We start from the raw sequence: 15,225 nt of genomic DNA, 5'->3' as shown, positions 1-15,225 counted from the left end.
CGGCGCGGTGCGCGAGCCGCGACCGGCGCATGGGTCGCGACGGCGCGCGGCGGCCGGGCCCGCGGAGCCATGGACCTCGGCGGTTTCCCCGCTACAACGGCTTCAAGAACGAACAGCCGGAGGAAGCAGAGCGTGACGGTCAATCGCAGAACCGCCCTGGCGGGCGTCTCCGCCCTCGGCGCCGCCGCCCTCGCGACGGGGACGGCGCAGGCGCAGGGCGCGGCCCCGAAGACCTACGTCCTCGTCCACGGCGCCTATGGCGGCGGCTGGATCTGGCGCGACGTCGCCGCGGGCCTGCGCCGGCAGGGACACCGGGTCTTCACGCCGACCCAGACCGGGCTCGGCGAGCGCGGCCACCTGCTGTCGCGCCAGATCACCGTCGACACCCATATCGAGGACGTGGCGAGCGTGATCGCCTTCGAGGACCTGCGCGACGTCGTGCTGGTCGGGCATTCCTACGGCGGCATGGCGGTGACCGGCGTCGCCGACCGCATGACCGACCGGATCCGCCGCATCGTCTACCTCGACGCCCTGATCCCCGAGAACGGCGACACCGCCTTCACGATCCTGCCCGCCGGCATGGCGGATGCCCGGCGCAAGGCGGCGGTCGAGCAGGGCGCGGGCGTCGCCCTGCCGGTGCCCGGCCCGGAGGCCTTCCCGATCCCGGCGGGCCCGGCCAAGGACTGGTTCATGCAGCGCCTACGACCGCACCCGATCGGCACCTACGAGAGCCCGGTGCGGCTGACGAAGCCCGCCGGCGCCGGCTTGGCCGTGACCTACGTCGCCTACACCGCCCCGGCGCTCGCCTCGATCGAGCCGAGCCGGCAGCGCGCGAAGGCCAAGGCCGGCTGGGAGTACCGCGAACTCGCGGTGCCGCACGACGTCGAGGTGCCGAACCCCGAGAAGGTCGTCGAGGTGCTGGCGGGGGCGGGGTAGGGCGGTGCCCGGGTGCGGAATGCAGAGGGCGTGCGTGGACCCGAACCTGGGCTGCCTGCGGCCGCGCTGATGCAATCCACCGCGTCATTCCGGGGCCGCGTCAGCGGAGCCCGGAAGCCAGACACTCAGGACGAGCAGGAGGAAGCTGACCGCGATCCGCTCGTTCTTGAATCATCCGCGGTTCTGGGCGTGCCTCCGGCGCTCCGGGCTCCGCTTCGCGGCCCCGGGACGACTAGGAGGGTGTCGTGTCTGGCAGGTCGCAGTGGCCGGCGGCCGTCATCGACGATCGCCGGCCGGGGACGTCACGCCGCCTTGCCGGTCGGCAGGGTCACGGCGGCGGGGGCCTCGACGACCTCGTCCCCGCCCTCCTGCATCTCGCCCTGCCAGCGGGCCACCGCCGCGGTGGCGAGCCCGTTGCCGAGCACGTTGGTGACGGTGCGGCCCATGTCGAGGATCTGGTCGACGCCCATGATCAGCAGGATGCCGGCGGCGGGCAGGCCGAACATCGGCACGGTGGCGGCCACGACGACGAGCGAGGCGCGCGGCACGCCGGCGATGCCCTTGCTCGTCACCATCATGACCAGCAGCATGGTCAGCTGCTCGGTGATGCCGAGATGGATGCCGAAGGCCTGGGCGATGAACAGCGAGGCCAGCGCCTGGTACATCATCGAGCCGTCGAGGTTGAACGAGTAGCCGAGCGGCAGCACGAAGCCGGTGACGCGGGGGCGCACGCCGAACCGCTCCAGCACCTCGACGGTGCGCGGGAAGGCGGCCTCGCTGCTCGCGGTCGAGAAGGCGACGATCATCGGGGTGCGCAGGAGGCGCAGCAGCCGCACGACGCTGGTGCCGAGCACGAGCCAGCCGGCGCCGATGAGGAGCGCCCACAAAACCGCGAGGCCGAGATAGAACACGGCGATGAACTTGCCGTAATCGATCAGCACGCCGAGGCCCTGGATGGTGACGACCGAGGCCATCGCGGCGAAGACCGCCAGCGGGGCCACCTGCATCACCGCGTCGGTGACCTTGAACATCACCTGGGCCAGCCCGTTCAGCATGTGCACCATCGGGTCGGCGTAACGGCGGTCGATCGCGCTGAGGCCGAAGCCGAAGAACACCGAGAAGACCAGGATCTGCAGCACCTCGTTCGTCGCCATCGCCGAGACGATGCTGGTCGGGAAGACGTGGGTGATGAACTCGCGCAGGTTGATCGAGGCGGCCTTGAGGCCGGTCTGCGCGGCCGCATCCGGCAGCGGCAGGCCGAGGCTGGCGCCGGGCTGGAAGATGTTGGCGACGAGGAAGCCCAGCGACAGCGAGACGATCGAGGCGGTGAGGAACCAGCCCATGGCGAGGCCCGCGACGCGGCCGACCGCCTTGGTGTCGCCGAAGCTCGCGATGCCCGACACGATGGTGGCGAAGACGAGCGGCGCGATGATCATCTTGATCAGCCGCAGGAAGATGTCGGTGCCGATGGTGAAGTAGCCGGCGATCTCCTTGGCTTCCGCCGGGCTTCCCGCCATGCCGTGCAGACCTGCGCCGACGGCGACGCCGAGGGCGAGGCCGATCCCGGTATAGAGCGTCAGCCGGCCCGAGCGTCCGGTCGATCCACCCTGTGACAGATCGTGCTGTGCCATTGTTCGTGTTCCTCCCGAAAGGTGAACGGATGTGCGGCAAGGCCCCGGGCGCGAGTTCGCGCGCCCGAGGTTTCCCGCGGATGTCCGGCGTTTCCGTCCGTGATGGTGTGGCGAATGTTCAGATCGCCGCGAGGACCTGCGGGCGCGTCAGCCGGTCGGGTTGCAGCACCCTGTCGAGCTGGTCGCGGGCCATCAACTGCTTCTCGAGCACGAGGTCGTAGACGCCCCGGCCCGTGGCGTGCGCCTCCATAGCGACGGCCGTGGCGTTGCGATAGCCGATATAGGGGTTGAGCGCCGTCACGATGCCGATGGATTGCTCGACGCTGGCCCGCAGCCGCTCCCGGTTCGCCGTGATGCCGCGCACGCAATGGACGTCGAGCGTGCGGCAGGCCGCCTCCAGGTGGGCGAGGCTGCGGAACAGGCTGTAGGCGATCACCGGCTCGAAGGCGTTGAGCTGGAGCTGGCCGGCCTCCGCCGCGAACGAGATCGTCACGTCGTTGCCGATCACCTCGAAGGCGACTTGGTTGACGACTTCCGGGATCACCGGGTTGACCTTGCCGGGCATGATCGAGGAGCCGGCCTGGCGCGCCGGCAGGTTGATCTCGTTGAAGCCCGCCCGCGGGCCGCTGGAGAGCAGGCGCAGGTCGTTGCAGGTCTTCGACAGCTTGACGGCGACGCGCTTGAGCACCCCCGACACCTGCACGAAGGCGCCGCAATCCTGCGTCGCCTCCACCAGATCCTCCGCCGTCACCAGCGGGATCGCGGTGATGGCGGAGAGCCGCTCGCGCACCAGCTCGGCGTAGAGCGGGTGGGCGGTGATGCCGGTGCCGATCGCGGTCGCCCCCATGTTGATCTCGCGGATCAGGAGTTCCGCCTCGCAAAGCCGCGCCTCGTCCTCGGCGAGCATCCGCGCGTAGGTGCCGAATTCCTGGCCCAAGGTCATCGGCACCGCGTCCTGGAGCTGGGTGCGGCCCATCTTGAGGACGTCGCGGAATTCCTCCGACTTGGCCGTGAAGCTCGCGCGCAGGGACGCCATGGCGGCGACGAGGCGGCGGATCGCCCCGATCCCGGCGATCTTGAGCGCCGTCGGGTACACGTCGTTGGTGCTCTGGCCCATGTTGACGTGCTCGTTGGGATGGAGCCGGGCGTAGTCGCCGCGCGCGGCGCCCAGCAGCTCGAGCGCCCGGTTGGCGATCACCTCGTTGGCGTTCATGTTGGTCGAGGTGCCGGCGCCGCCCTGGATCTGGTCGACGACGAACTGGTCGTGCAGGGCCCCGCCCCGGATCTCGAGGCAAGCCGCCACGATGGCGTCGCAGCGCTCCGCGTCGAGCAGGCCGAGCTCGCGGTTGGCGAGGGCCGCCGCCTGCTTGATCGCGGCGAGCGCCCGGATCAGGTCGGGGCAGGTCGCGAGCGTCGTGCCGGTGATCGAGAAATTCTCGACGGCGCGCAGGGTGTGGATGCCGTAATAGGCGGCGGCCGGCACCGCGCGGTCGCCGAGCAGATCGTGCTCGATGCGGGTCGAAACGTCGGACAAGGGAGGCTCCTGGCGTGCGGGCGCGATCCGGCTCGCCGGGTGGCGGGCAGGGGCCGAGGCCGCGTCGGGGGACGAAGTGTGGGTCGGGATCGGGCCCGCCGGTTCAGGGGAACCGCGGTGCCGTCACCGGATGGCGGCGGAATAATCCCGCCGCCTGCGCACCGCCAATGCTATGTTTGCCATGAACTATTCCGCATCCGAATAGTTTGGCGGGTCCTCCGCCGCGACCGCCCAGACCTCGTCGAGGAAGGAGCGGTGGCGCTCGGCGCTGCGGTAGAGCCGGATGTCCATCGGCATCTCGCGGCCGAGCACCGTGAGGGCGCCGGCGCGGATCTCGGGCGCCACCAGGCTGCGCGGCAGCCAGGCGACGCCGTGGCCGCCGAGCGCCATCGAGCGCAGGGCCTCGGCCATCGAGTTCTCGTTGGTGTGGACCGGGTAGGTCGCCGGCGCGTCCTCGGCCGATTGCGCGATGCCGGCGAGCCGCCCGAGGAACGAGCCGCGGGAATATTGCAGCAGCGGCAGGCGGCCCTTGGCATCGGGCACCAGCCCGCGGGGGGAGGCCACCGCCGCCAGGCTGTCCCGCCCGACCACCCGGCAGGGATAGCGCTCGGGATCGAGCGGGATCGGGATGCCGGGGTGGTGGTAGGTCAGGAGCAGGTCGTAGCCGCCCTCGACGAGGGCCTGGACGCAGATGTTGAAGTTGTCCGGCAGCACCCGGCTCGCCACGGGCCCGAGCGCGTCGCGGATCCGCCCGAGCCAGCGCGGGAGGAACGAGAGGCAGAGCGAGTGGAGCGCCGTGATCGTCACCACCGGCAGCCCGGCGCCGTCGCTGCGGGCGCGGAAATCGGCCCGGCTCACGGTGAGGAGCCGCACCACCTCCTCGGCGGTCTCGAGGAACTGGCGGCCGTCGGCGGTGAGGGTGATCGGGTAGGTGCTGCGGTCGAGGAGCGCGGTGCCGAGCCAGACCTCCAGCGAGCGGATGCGCCGGCTGAAGGCCGATTGCGTGACCGCGCGGCTTTCCGCCGAGCGCGAGAAGCTGCGGGTCTCGGCGAGGCTCAGGAAGTCCTCGATCCACTTGAGTTCCATCGTGCCCGTCCGTGCGGGCGGGGCCGAGGCACGTCCGCCGGTGGCCCCGATCCCGCGTTTCCCCCCGCGTCATAGTACGGCAAGGGGCGGGGCGGGCCAGGGTGCCCGCGGGCTTTCAGCCCGGCACCAGGCCCTCCGGCAGCCCGATCGCGTGATCCGCGATCGTCCCGGCGCGGGTGATCCACACCTCGTCCCGGGCGCTCGCGATATGCGCCAGGGCCCGGCGCAGGGGCGCCAAGCGGTGCGGCTGGCCGACGAGGTAGGGGTGGAGCGCGATGCCTATCACCAGCGGCGCGGCGCAGGACGCCCTCCGCATCTCCTCGAAGGTGTCGACGATCATCTCGGCGAACTGGGCGCCCGAATCCTTGCGCCCGACGATGGAGGGGATGTCGTTCAGTTCCTGCGGGTAGGGCAGCGAGAGGATGCGCCCGCCGCCGCGGGTGGAAAACCAGGTCGGCTGGTCGTCGTGGCACCAGTCGAGGAGGTAGCGGTAGCCGGCCTCCGCCAGCAGGTCCGGGGTCGTGCGGCTCTGCGAGATCCAGGGGCCGAGCCAGCCCGCCGGTGCGCGCCCCTCCTCGCGGGTCAGGACCGCGGTGGCCTCGGCGATCAGCGCCCGCTCCTCGTCCTCGGCCAAGGTGCCCTGGCGCTCGGCGTTGGTGCGGCCGTGGCCCACCACCTCGTCGCCGCGGGCGCGAAACGCGTCCATCAGGCCCGGGCACTCGGCGTAGATGCGGCTGTTGACCAGCACCGAGGCCGGCAGGGCGAGTTCGTCGAACGCCTCGGCGAGGCGGAACACGCCGACGCGGTTGCCCCAGTCGCGCCAGGCGTAGTTCAGCACGTCCGGCTGCGGCCCGCCCGGCGCCAGCTCGGCCCCGAGCCCGCCGCCGAAATCGAAGCACTCGACGTTGAGGGCGACGTAGACCGCGAGGCGCTTGCCTCCGGGCCAGTCGTAAGGCGGACGCAGCGGCAGGGGGCTGTAGGCGTAGCGCCCGTGCGGGCGGGTCTCGTCGCTCATCGGTGCACCCTCACTGCTTCGCGGGCGGGGCCGCGTCGGCCGGCAGCAGGATGCCCGGGACGACCGTGCCCTCCGGGCCGTACTCGCCCGCCACCGCCCGGCAGGCCGCGTCGCGGTTCTGCATCATCTGGTTCGACATCAGGGTGAAGATCGTCTGCACCTTGGCGCCGAACGGGCCGCGGGGGGGCCGCACGTCCTCGATCGTCACCTGATAGCGCGCCAGCAGCGCCTCGAACGGCGCCGTGCCGATCCGGTAGCCGCAGACATTGGCCGCCGCGAACACGTAGGCCGCCGTCTCCAGCGCCCGCGGCGGCGGGGCGTTGCGGATGCCCTGCGCGGCGGCCGGCCCGCAGGCGAGGGCGAGGGCGGCGGCGAGGAGCAGGGTCGGGCGCATGACGGGGAACCTCCGGAGGGCGCCGCCCGGTCTGTGAACGGTCCGCGGCCGGGCTTGGGCGTGATCCGCGAGATAGCGCGGCCTGCCGCAGGGGCCAGGGCGGGAGGGGCGGCGACGGAGTTCGGGAAGGCCGCTCGTTCCGCGTGCCGCACCGGCCTGCAAAAAACTACCCTCCAGTATCCTGGCGACCCATGGCCGCCCCCGCCCCCACCCCTATCTGGCCCCGGACGACGCGGGCGGAACCTGCACGACGAGGGCGCATGACCACGACCTTCTTCCTGGTGCGGCACGCGGCCCACGACCGGCTCGGCCGCGTCCTGTGCGGGCGGATGCCCGGGGTGACGCTCGGGCGCGAGGGCAGGGCGCAGGCCGAGGCCCTGGCCGGCCGCCTCGCCGGCGAGGGGCTGGCGGCGGTCTACGCCTCGCCCCTCGAGCGGGCGCAGGAGACCGCCGCCCCGGTCGCGGCCCGGACGGGCCTGGCGGTCGGGACCCTGCCGGCCCTGAACGAGATCGATTTCGGCGCCTGGGCCGGGCGGGACTTCGACGCGCTGCACGGCGATCCCGCCTGGACCGGCTGGAACCGGGCCCGCCACGTCACCCGGCCGCCGGGGGGCGAGACGGCGCTCGAGGCCCAAGGACGCCTCCTGCGCGGCCTCGAGGAGCTGCGGCACCGCCACGGCGAGGCCCGCCTCGCCCTCGTCAGCCACGCCGACGTGATCAAGCTCGCGATCGTCCACGCCCTCGGACTCGGACCGGAGGCGATGGCGCGCTTCGAGGTCGGCCCGGCCTCGGTGAGCGTGCTGGTGCTGGGGGAGTGGGGCGCCAAGGTCGAGAGCCTGAACGAGCGGGCGTTTCTGGGGATGGACGCATGACCGACGAGACCTCGCGCGGCGACTCCCTGCGCGGCCGGGCCGAGGCCCTGGGGCCCTGGTTCCACAACATCGAGATCGCCCCGGGCGTGTTCACGGCCCCCGACCACTTCCTCGGCGACTACCCGATGGTGAAGTGGCGCTCCTTCTGCGACGCCGTGCCGGCGGACCTCGCCGGGAAGACGGTCCTCGACATCGGCTGCAATGCCGGCTTCTACGCCGTCGAGATGAAGCGGCGGGGCGCGGCCCGGGTGCTCGGGATCGACGAGGATGAGCGCTACCTGGCGCAAGGCCGCTTCGTCGCCGAGGCGCTGGGGGCCGAGATCGAGTTCCGCAACCTGTCGGTCTACGACGTCGGGGCGCTGGGCGAGCGCTTCGACGTGGTGCTGTTCATGGGCGTGCTCTACCACCTGCGCCACCCGCTGCTCGCCCTCGACCTGATCCACGCCCACGTCGCCGGCGACCTGATGGTGTTCCAGTCGATGCAGCGGGGCGCGAATACGGTCGCGCCGGTCGCCGCCGATTACGATTTCTTCGAGACCGCCCATTTCGACGAGCCGGGCTACCCGAAGCTGCACTTCATCGAGAAGGACTATTCCGGCGATCCCACCAACTGGTGGGCGCCCAACCGCGCCTGCACCGAGGCGATGCTGCGGGCCTCGGGCTTCCGCATCGAGGCCCACCCGGAGGAGGAGGTCTATCTCTGCCGTCGCGCCGCGACGCCGGTCGCGGGCCGGCCGGTCTATCCGGCGCGCCCGCCCGCGTGAGCGGTACACGGGGCGGCCGCCCGTCCTATAACGGGCCCGGGGGCCCGTGACTTGCCACGCTCGCCGCGCTCCCGAAGGACCCGAGCGCCCGTGACCCCTCCCGCCCGATGAAGTCCTCGATCCGCCGTGGAACCCAGCGCGAGCCGGGCCCCGACCTCGCCCGGCTGCCCGTGGCGCCGGACCTCACCGGCATCAACGTGATCGAGGGCCTGCGGGCGGCGGTCGCCTTCGCGAGCATCATCCTGCTCGAGTCGTGGCTGCACTGGCCGCCGCTCCTCACCATGGCGCTCGCCGCCAACCTGACCTGCTTCTGCGACATCGGCGGGCCGATCCGGCCGCGCCTCTCCGCGCTCCTCGCCTTCGCGGGCCTCGGCGGCCTCGTCTGGGGCGCCTTCGGGGTGATGGAGGGGTACGGCTTGGGCGTGGTGCTGCCGGTGGCGCTCGCGGTCATCTTCTGCTGCACCTTCGCGCGGATCTGGGGCGTGCCGGCACAGACCGTCGGCAACGTGCTGGTGGTGGTGCTCTGCCTCGCCCTCGACCGGGCCTTGAGCGTCGAGCAGGGGGTCGTCGTCGCGGGCATGTTCTGGGCCGGCGGGCTCTGGGCCGCCTTCCTGACCCTGGTGGTGTGGCGCCTCCACCCCTACCGGCCGGCGCACGCGGCGATCGGGGGCGTCTGGCGCGGCCTGTCGCGCCTCGCCCGCGACCTGCGCCGGCTCTCGGCCGATCCCGGTGGCGCCGATCCCCATGGCGCCGATCCCGGTGGCGCCGATCCTGCCGTCTGGGAGGAGCATGCGCGCGGCCATCGCCGGGCCGTGCGCGACGCGATCGAGGCCGCCCGCACCCTGGTGCTGGAGCTCGCCCGCAGCCGCGCCCGGCTCTCGGAGCGCAACGCCCGGGCGCTGATCCGGCTCGAGGCGGCCGAGCAGCTGTTCGGCGTGATGATCGCCCTGTCGGACTACCTCGAGCGGGCGACGCCGGCGCAGCGGGCGCAAGCCGTCGGGCTCCTGCGGCTGCTGCCGCCGATGCTGAAGGTCTTGGCCCGCGCGATCCGCCGCGACCGGCCGGTGGACTTGGCGCGCATCGAGCGGGCGCTCGCCCGGGCGAAGCCCGCCCCCGACGCCGACCCGGCCCTGCGCCGGATGGCCGAGCGCATCCTCGACCGGGTCCGGATCGGCGCCAAGCTGTCGGGGCCGGAGGACCTGGCCGGGGGCGGCGGGCTCGCCGGCGCCCCGGCCCCGCCCTGGCGCGAGACCGTGCTCGTCCCGCTGCGCGCCAACCTGACCTGGTCCTCGGCGAACCTGCGCCACGCCGTGCGGGCGAGCGTGGTGGCGTTGCCGGCGCTCGCCGTCACCGTCTGGTGGCCCGGCCCCTTCACCCACTGGCTCACCATCACGGTGGTGCTGACGATGCAGCCCTTCTACGCCGCCACCTGGCAGCGGGCGCTGGAGCGCATCGGCGGCACGGTGCTGGGCGGGGTGATCGGCGCGGTGCTGGCCTACTACGCCACCTCGCCGGCGATCCTCGCCGCCATGATGGTGCCGCTCAGCGTCGTCGGCTTCGCCGCCAGGGGCGTGAGCTACGGCACCTTCATCGCCTGCCTGACGCCGCTCGTGGTCGTGCTGGTGGAACTGGTCGAGCCCGGGCACTCGTCCTGGGAGATCGTCGGGATGCGGGCCCTGTTCACGGTGCTGGGCGGGGCGGTCGCGGTGCTGGCGGGCCTGCTGCTCTGGCCGCTCTGGGAGCCCGGCCGCGTCCGCGACGCGCTGCGCGCCGCACTGCAGACCCACGCCCGCTACGCCGAGGCCGTGGTGGCCGAGCGCCTCGGCGAGGAGCCGACCGCCGCCGCCGAGGCCGCCGCCCGCGCGGCCGGGCTCGCCAGCAACAACCTGGAGGCCGCGCTCTCCCGCGCCCTGCAGGAGCCGATGCGCCGCGGCCGCTCCCGCATCGAGGCCGCGATGATCGCCGACGCCACCCTGCGGCGCATGGCCGGCCGGCTCGCGATCCTGCGCCACGAGCCGGAGCCGAGGGGTTCCGACGCCGCGACCTGGCGGGCCTGGCGCGACTGGCTGGCCCGGGCCCTCGCCGCGACCGCCGCCGGCGACAGGCTGCCGGCCAAGCCCGAGGGCGCGGATTCGGCGGCCTTCGAGCGCATCGCCGCCCAGGTCGAGCTCCTGGCCGGGACGCTGCGGCGGGCGGGGATCGGCCGCCCGGAGGCGGGTGGGCAACGAGTTGGCAGGCAGGAGGCCGGCCGGACGACGTAGGCCCGGCTTCTACGAGCCGCTCCGATCGTTCGAGAACACCGTCTGCCCGCCCGGACCGGTATCCCGGCGGCGGGGCGGGTTGCGGCGGGCGGCGTCGCGGCCGGCGAGCTCGTCCGGGTCGCCGCGCTCGGAGGCCGGCACGTCGTCGATCCGCGTCGCCGCCCCCTCGCTGCCGTCCGGCGCCGACTGGATCCCGGATTGCGTGGTCCCGTCGCCGCCCATGCCGCCATAGCCCGTGCCGCCATAACCCCGGGGCCCGCCGCGTCCCGCGTCCTCACCGGCGGTGCCGAAGGCCGCCCGCAGGTCGTCCGCCTCGCCGGGCAGGTCGCCGGGATCGGGCGCCCGGCCCGCATCCTCGCGCGGTGCGTCGGCCCGGGCGCGGCGACGGTCCAGCTCGCGCCGCTCCTCGGGCGTCAGCACCTCCCCGCGGGCCGTGCCCGCCGCTCCCGTCTCGGGCGAGACCCCGCCGCCGGGCACCGGGGCGTCTCGGTGGCCAGGATGATTCGCCATGCCCGCGCTCCTTCTCGACCTCGATCCGGCCATCGGCCGGGCCGGACCAAAGCGCGGGGCCTTGGGGCCGTTCCATTGCAATCCCGGGTGGCACGCGGCGCTCCATGCCTCTACGACGGAAGGACCGCCCGGAGAGGCGGCGTCCGCCCCGGCGGAGATGCGACAGGGAGGAGCACGCGATGCCCGGACAACGGTTGTGGCTGGCATCGGTCGTCGTGGCGGCCGGATGCGGGTGGCTCGCGGCGGGCGGGAGCCCGTCGACGGCGATCGGAAAGGAGCCCCGCTTTCCCCAGCTCACGCTCGACAGCTTGAACGAGCAGCAGCGCCCGCTCGGCGAGAAGATCATGAAGATCTCGAGCGTCGGCATCGGCGGGCCCTACAACCCGCTCCTGCGCAGCCCGGTGCTGGCGTCTCGGATGTACGACCTGCTGGAGTACCTGCGCTGGAACAGCTCGCTGCCGCCGCGCCTGAGCGAGTTCGCGATCCTGATCCAGGCCCGGCAATGGCGCTCGCAGGTCGAGTGGTACGCCCACCATCCCCTCGCCCTGAAGGCCGGGCTGCCGGAGAGCGTCGCGGCCGACCTCAAGGCGAACCGGCGCCCGGCCGGCATGACCCCCGAGGAGGAGGCCGTCTACGATTTCTGCATGGAGCTCACGACGACGCACGCGGTCTCGGACGCGGTGTTCGACCGGGCCAAGCGCGTGCTCGGCGAGCAGCAGGTCGTCGACCTCGTGGGGATCAGCGGCACCTACGTGACCGTGGCGATGATCCTGGCGACTGCCGAGGCCGGGGTGCCGCCGGGCAAGGAGCCGCCGTTCAAGCCGGGGGAGCCGTGAGCCCGGCTCGCCGTCGGCGGCATGCAGGAAGCGGTAGCTTCATCCTGCCCTCGACATCATCCTGAGGTGTCGTACGATTTCCGGCTGATCGCTTCGCGAGGCGGAAATCGGCTTCGCTCAAGCGCCGCGCGGGCTGGTGATACGAGATCCGGAAGTAATCTTCCGGATCTCGTATCAGTTCATCGGGGATGGACTGACCTCGAAGGAGAGTTCCAGAAATCGCAGTGGTTTCCGGAGCCCTCCTTCGAGGCTCCTTCCAGTCGCACCTCGGGATGAGGTCGTGAATGGGGTCGCGTGGGCGCGCGCTATGCCATCCCGATCGTCCCGGACACGGGACGACGCGAAGCCGGCGCAGTCACGATGAGCCCTCACTCCCGCCGCAGCAGGAACACCCCTTGCGTGCCGACGAGGTTCCACACCCACCACGGCAGGGCGAAGCGCATCGGGTGGCCCGAGGCGTCGAGCGCCGAGGCGCGCTCGATCCGGGCGCCGACGAGGCGGCACAGGACGACGAAGTCGCGGATCGTGCAGTGGTGGATGTTCGGGGTCGCGTACCAGGGATCGGGCAGGGTGTCGGTCACCGGCATCCGGCCGCGCAGCAGCAACTCGCTGCGCACCCGCCAATGGCCGAAATTCGGGAACGACACGATCGCGTGGCGGCCGATGCGCAGGAGGTGCTCCAGCACCTCCTTGGGCTGGCGCGTCGCCTGGATCGTCTGCGACAGGATCACGTAGTCGAAGGCGTCGTCGGGGTAGGCCGCGAGGTCGGTGTCGGCGTCGCCCTGGATCACCGGCAGGCCGTGGGCGAGGCAGGCATTGACGCCCTCGCGCGAGAGCTCGATGCCGCGGCCGTCGACGCCGCGCCGGTCGCGCAGGAGCGCCAGCAGCGAGCCGTCGCCGCAGCCGACGTCGAGCACCCGGGAGCCGGGCTCGACGAGGTTGAGCATCACCAGATGGTCGGTGCGCGACGAGCCGGTGGCGTCCCGCGGCAGGCCTGCCGGGGCGAGGGAGGCGGTCACGGCGCTCACAGGCCGCGCTCCCGGGCCGCGGCCGCGATGAAGCCCTTGGCGGCCGAGATCATCGCCGGCTCGTCGAGCAGGAAGGCGTCGTGGCCCTTGTCGCTCTCGACCTCGACGAAGGCGACCGGCGCCGCCGCCGCGTTGAGCGCGTGGACGATCGCCCGCGAATCGGCGGTCGGAAACAGCCAGTCGGAGGTGAAGGACACGATGCAGAACCGGGTCCTGGTACCCCGGAAGGCGTTGGCGAGCACGCCGCCATGGTCGGCGGCGAGGTCGAAATAGTCCATCGCCCGGGTCAGGTAGAGGTAGGCGTTGGCGTCGAACCGCTCGACGAAGGTGATGCCCTGGTGGCGCAGGTAGCTCTCGATCTGGAAGTCGGCGTCGAACGAGAAGGTCGGGGCGTCCCGGTCCTGCAGGCGGCGGCCGAACTTGCGGTGGAGGGCCGGCTCGGACAGGTAGGTGATGTGGGCGCCCATCCGGGCGACGCCGAGCCCCTTGGCCGGCCGGGTGCCGACGTCGAGGTAGCGCCCGCCGTGCCAGTTCGGATCGGCCAGGATCGCCTGCCGGCCGACCTCGTGGAAGGCGATGTTCTGGGCCGAGTGGCGCGCGCCGGTGGCGATCGGCATCGCGGCGAAGACCCGTTCGGGGTAGCTCGCCGCCCATTGCAGCACCTGCATCCCGCCCATCGAGCCGCCGATGCACAGGAACAGGTCCTTGATGCCCAGCCGGTCGAGCAGCATCGCCTGGCCGCGCACCATGTCGCGGATCGTCACCAGCGGGAAGTCGAGGCCGTAGGCCCGGCCCGTGCCCGGATTGAGCGAGGCCGGCCCGGTCGTCCCCATGCAGGAGCCGACCACGTTGGCGCAGATCACGAAGTAGCGGTCGGTGTCGACCGGCTTGCCGGGCCCGACCAGGCGATCCCACCAGCCGCCCTTGCCGGTGACCGGATGGGTGCTGGCGAAATGCTGGTCGCCGGTGAGCGCGTGGCAGACCAGCACCGCGTTGCTGCGCGCGGCGTTGAGGGTTCCGGCGGTCTGGTAGGCGATCTGCCACGGCGCCAGGTCCACGCCCGCATCCATCGCCAGGGCTGCGTCCGGCCCGAAGCGGGCGACGGGGCTCGTCGGCTCGTCCGCCTGGGAGGCAGGATCCTGGCCGGACTTCAGGAGCGGTGTGGCCATGCTTCTCACGGGGCTGTCGCCGGGCGGCGGGCTTGACGAGGCTTTGGCGGGAAAAACCGGAGGCGATTCGTTCTCCAAACCGGACCGGCCGTTAAAGCGTCCAAAAATTCCGCTTCGACGGACGAAAGAGGTAGGGCTTCGCTGTCCCGCCGTCAATCGACGGAAGGGTATTCTCCGGGAGGAGCGCGCGACGGCGGCCCTGGCCCGCGGGCGCAGGCAGTCGTAAGACGGATCTTCCCGCCGCTTCTCTCCATATGGCCATGACGTCGACCCCGCCCGCCGACCTCGCCGCCCTCCGGGCCGACATCGATCGCATCGATTCGGCGATGCACGACCTCCTGATGGAGCGCGGCCGGATCATCGACCGGCTGATCGCCGTCAAGAAGACCTCGGCCTCCGGCTCCGCCTTCCGGCCCGGCCGCGAGGCCTCGATGATGCGGATGATCGCCGAGCGCCACACGGGCCTTCTCCCCCTCGACACCGTGGAGGGGATCTGGCGCGTCATCATCGCGACCTTCACCTACGTGCAGGCACCGTTCGCGGTCCATGCCGACGTCTCGGGCGGCGACGCGCCGATGCGCGACTCGGCCCGGTTCCATTTCGGCTTCACGGTGCCGTACCGGCCGCATCCGAGCGCGGCGGCCGTGATCGCGGCGGTCGCCGCCTCCCGCGGCGATCTCGGGGTGTTCCGCCTCGACCAGGGCGTGACCGCCGGCGCCTGGTGGCGCCAGCTCGCCGGCCCGGGCCGCCCCAAGGTGATCGCTCGCCTTCCCTTCATCGAGCGGCCCGGCCACCCGGCGGGCACCCCGGTCTTCTGCATCGCCAAGCCCCTCGACGACCCGGCTGCGGCCCAGCGCGACTGGGTGCTCTACGCCGCCCGGTTCGAGCGCTGGCGCGACGAGGCGGCCGAGGCGGTGGCTGGCTTGGGCGGCGAGGTGGTGGCGAGCGCCGGCCTCAGCGGGGGCCTGAGCCAACTCCTGGCGCTACCCGGGAGCGTCGGCCCGGACGAGGCGCGGGCGGCGCTTGCGGAAGCGGGCGTGACGCCCGGGCCCTTCGAGGAGATCGGCAGCCACGCGGCGCGCTTCCGGGTGGGGGCTGCGTAGATCAAGCTCGGATCTTGAATCGACCTCTCGAGAAAAGCGCGTGATGCCCTCTCCCGTGCGGGAGAGGGCATCACGCGCTCGCTTCT

14 protein-coding genes are annotated in these 15,225 nt (G+C 72.5%); 6 read left to right on the top strand and 8 right to left on the bottom strand.

Translation table 11 applies throughout. The annotated features are described in order from the left end of the window. The first annotated feature begins 132 nt into the window (after positions 1-132). Complete coding sequence (locus DK419_RS02400; RefSeq protein WP_245442800.1) at positions 133-936, top strand: alpha/beta hydrolase; 804 nt, start codon at positions 133-135, stop codon at positions 934-936. Positions 937-1,238: 302 nt separating this feature from the next. On the opposite strand, the gene DK419_RS02395 is transcribed toward DK419_RS02400, so the two are convergent. The 5 genes from DK419_RS02395 to DK419_RS02375 all read right to left on the bottom strand — a co-directional run bounded on the left by DK419_RS02395 (position 1,239) and on the right by DK419_RS02375 (position 6,596). After that, complete coding sequence (locus DK419_RS02395; RefSeq protein ID WP_208642268.1) at positions 1,239-2,567, bottom strand: dicarboxylate/amino acid:cation symporter; 1,329 nt, start codon at positions 2,565-2,567, stop codon at positions 1,239-1,241. 118 nt (positions 2,568-2,685) lie between these two features. Further along, a complete protein-coding gene (aspA, locus tag DK419_RS02390; RefSeq protein ID WP_109957683.1) occupies positions 2,686-4,101 on the bottom strand; it encodes an aspartate ammonia-lyase in 1,416 nt (471 codons plus the stop codon). 186 nt (positions 4,102-4,287) lie between these two features. Continuing rightward, positions 4,288-5,187 carry a LysR family transcriptional regulator gene (locus DK419_RS02385; RefSeq protein WP_109957682.1) on the bottom strand — a complete coding sequence of 300 codons (900 nt, stop codon included), beginning with the start codon at positions 5,185-5,187 and terminating at the stop codon, positions 4,288-4,290. Between the two features lie 115 nt (positions 5,188-5,302). Continuing rightward, complete coding sequence (locus DK419_RS02380; protein ID WP_109957681.1) at positions 5,303-6,202, bottom strand: polysaccharide deacetylase family protein; 900 nt, start codon at positions 6,200-6,202, stop codon at positions 5,303-5,305. A 10-nt stretch (positions 6,203-6,212) separates the two neighbouring features. Continuing rightward, a complete protein-coding gene (locus DK419_RS02375; protein ID WP_109957680.1) occupies positions 6,213-6,596 on the bottom strand; it encodes a hypothetical protein in 384 nt (127 codons plus the stop codon). A 260-nt stretch (positions 6,597-6,856) separates the two neighbouring features. On the opposite strand from DK419_RS02375, the gene DK419_RS02370 reads away from it, so the two are divergent. The 3 genes from DK419_RS02370 to DK419_RS02360 all read left to right on the top strand — a co-directional run bounded on the left by DK419_RS02370 (position 6,857) and on the right by DK419_RS02360 (position 10,493). Further along, positions 6,857-7,468, top strand: a complete 612-nt coding sequence (locus DK419_RS02370; RefSeq protein WP_109957679.1) for a histidine phosphatase family protein — start codon at positions 6,857-6,859, stop codon at positions 7,466-7,468. Then, entirely contained in the window at positions 7,465-8,232 is a 768-nt protein-coding gene (locus DK419_RS02365; protein ID WP_109957678.1) for a TIGR04290 family methyltransferase, read from the top strand. The genes DK419_RS02370 and DK419_RS02365 overlap by 4 nt, the downstream gene beginning before the upstream one ends. A 107-nt stretch (positions 8,233-8,339) precedes the next feature. Further along, positions 8,340-10,493, top strand: coding sequence for an FUSC family protein (locus DK419_RS02360; RefSeq protein ID WP_109957677.1), 2,154 nt, complete (start codon positions 8,340-8,342; stop codon positions 10,491-10,493). A 9-nt stretch (positions 10,494-10,502) separates the two neighbouring features. Here the strand turns inward: DK419_RS02360 and DK419_RS02355 are convergent, their stop codons facing one another. Further along, a complete protein-coding gene (locus DK419_RS02355; protein ID WP_109957676.1) occupies positions 10,503-11,003 on the bottom strand; it encodes a SclB protein in 501 nt (166 codons plus the stop codon). A gap of 179 nt (positions 11,004-11,182) precedes the next feature. On the opposite strand from DK419_RS02355, the gene DK419_RS02350 reads away from it, so the two are divergent. Beyond that, positions 11,183-11,839, top strand: coding sequence for a carboxymuconolactone decarboxylase family protein (locus tag DK419_RS02350; RefSeq protein WP_109957675.1), 657 nt, complete (start codon positions 11,183-11,185; stop codon positions 11,837-11,839). 368 nt (positions 11,840-12,207) lie between these two features. On the opposite strand, the gene metW is transcribed toward DK419_RS02350, so the two are convergent. Then, positions 12,208-12,867, bottom strand: a complete 660-nt coding sequence (metW, locus tag DK419_RS02345) for a methionine biosynthesis protein MetW (RefSeq protein WP_109957674.1) — start codon at positions 12,865-12,867, stop codon at positions 12,208-12,210. Continuing rightward, entirely contained in the window at positions 12,864-14,036 is a 1,173-nt protein-coding gene (gene metX, locus DK419_RS02340) for a homoserine O-acetyltransferase MetX (RefSeq protein WP_109957673.1), read from the bottom strand. Before metX ends, metW begins: the two co-directional genes overlap by 4 nt. Before the next feature lie 260 nt (positions 14,037-14,296). On the opposite strand from metX, the gene DK419_RS02335 reads away from it, so the two are divergent. Then, positions 14,297-15,139, top strand: a complete 843-nt coding sequence (locus DK419_RS02335) for a chorismate mutase (protein ID WP_109962075.1) — start codon at positions 14,297-14,299, stop codon at positions 15,137-15,139. The last annotated feature ends 86 nt before the right edge of the window (positions 15,140-15,225 follow it).

Origin of the sequence: Methylobacterium terrae (assembly GCF_003173755.1) — a bacterium.
Taxonomy (GTDB): domain Bacteria; phylum Pseudomonadota; class Alphaproteobacteria; order Rhizobiales; family Beijerinckiaceae; genus Methylobacterium; species Methylobacterium terrae.
Note: the sequence above shows the minus strand (reverse complement) of the source record. Positions and strands in the feature narration are given on the sequence as shown.

Excerpts from the sequence above, each read along its gene's own strand:
- DK419_RS02395 (WP_208642268.1), bottom strand. The coding sequence starts at position 2,567 with ATGGCACAGCACGATCTGTCACAGGGTGGATCGACCGGACGCTCGGGC.
- DK419_RS02385 (WP_109957682.1), bottom strand. The coding sequence starts at position 5,187 with ATGGAACTCAAGTGGATCGAGGACTTCCTGAGCCTCGCCGAGACCCGC.
- DK419_RS02380 (WP_109957681.1), bottom strand. The coding sequence starts at position 6,202 with ATGAGCGACGAGACCCGCCCGCACGGGCGCTACGCCTACAGCCCCCTG.
- DK419_RS02375 (WP_109957680.1), bottom strand. The coding sequence starts at position 6,596 with ATGCGCCCGACCCTGCTCCTCGCCGCCGCCCTCGCCCTCGCCTGCGGG.
- DK419_RS02370 (WP_109957679.1), top strand. The coding sequence starts at position 6,857 with ATGACCACGACCTTCTTCCTGGTGCGGCACGCGGCCCACGACCGGCTC.
- DK419_RS02365 (WP_109957678.1), top strand. The coding sequence starts at position 7,465 with ATGACCGACGAGACCTCGCGCGGCGACTCCCTGCGCGGCCGGGCCGAG.
- DK419_RS02360 (WP_109957677.1), top strand. The coding sequence starts at position 8,340 with ATGAAGTCCTCGATCCGCCGTGGAACCCAGCGCGAGCCGGGCCCCGAC.
- DK419_RS02355 (WP_109957676.1), bottom strand. The coding sequence starts at position 11,003 with ATGGCGAATCATCCTGGCCACCGAGACGCCCCGGTGCCCGGCGGCGGG.
- DK419_RS02350 (WP_109957675.1), top strand. The coding sequence starts at position 11,183 with ATGCCCGGACAACGGTTGTGGCTGGCATCGGTCGTCGTGGCGGCCGGA.
- metX (WP_109957673.1), bottom strand. The coding sequence starts at position 14,036 with ATGGCCACACCGCTCCTGAAGTCCGGCCAGGATCCTGCCTCCCAGGCG.
- DK419_RS02335 (WP_109962075.1), top strand. The coding sequence starts at position 14,297 with ATGACGTCGACCCCGCCCGCCGACCTCGCCGCCCTCCGGGCCGACATC.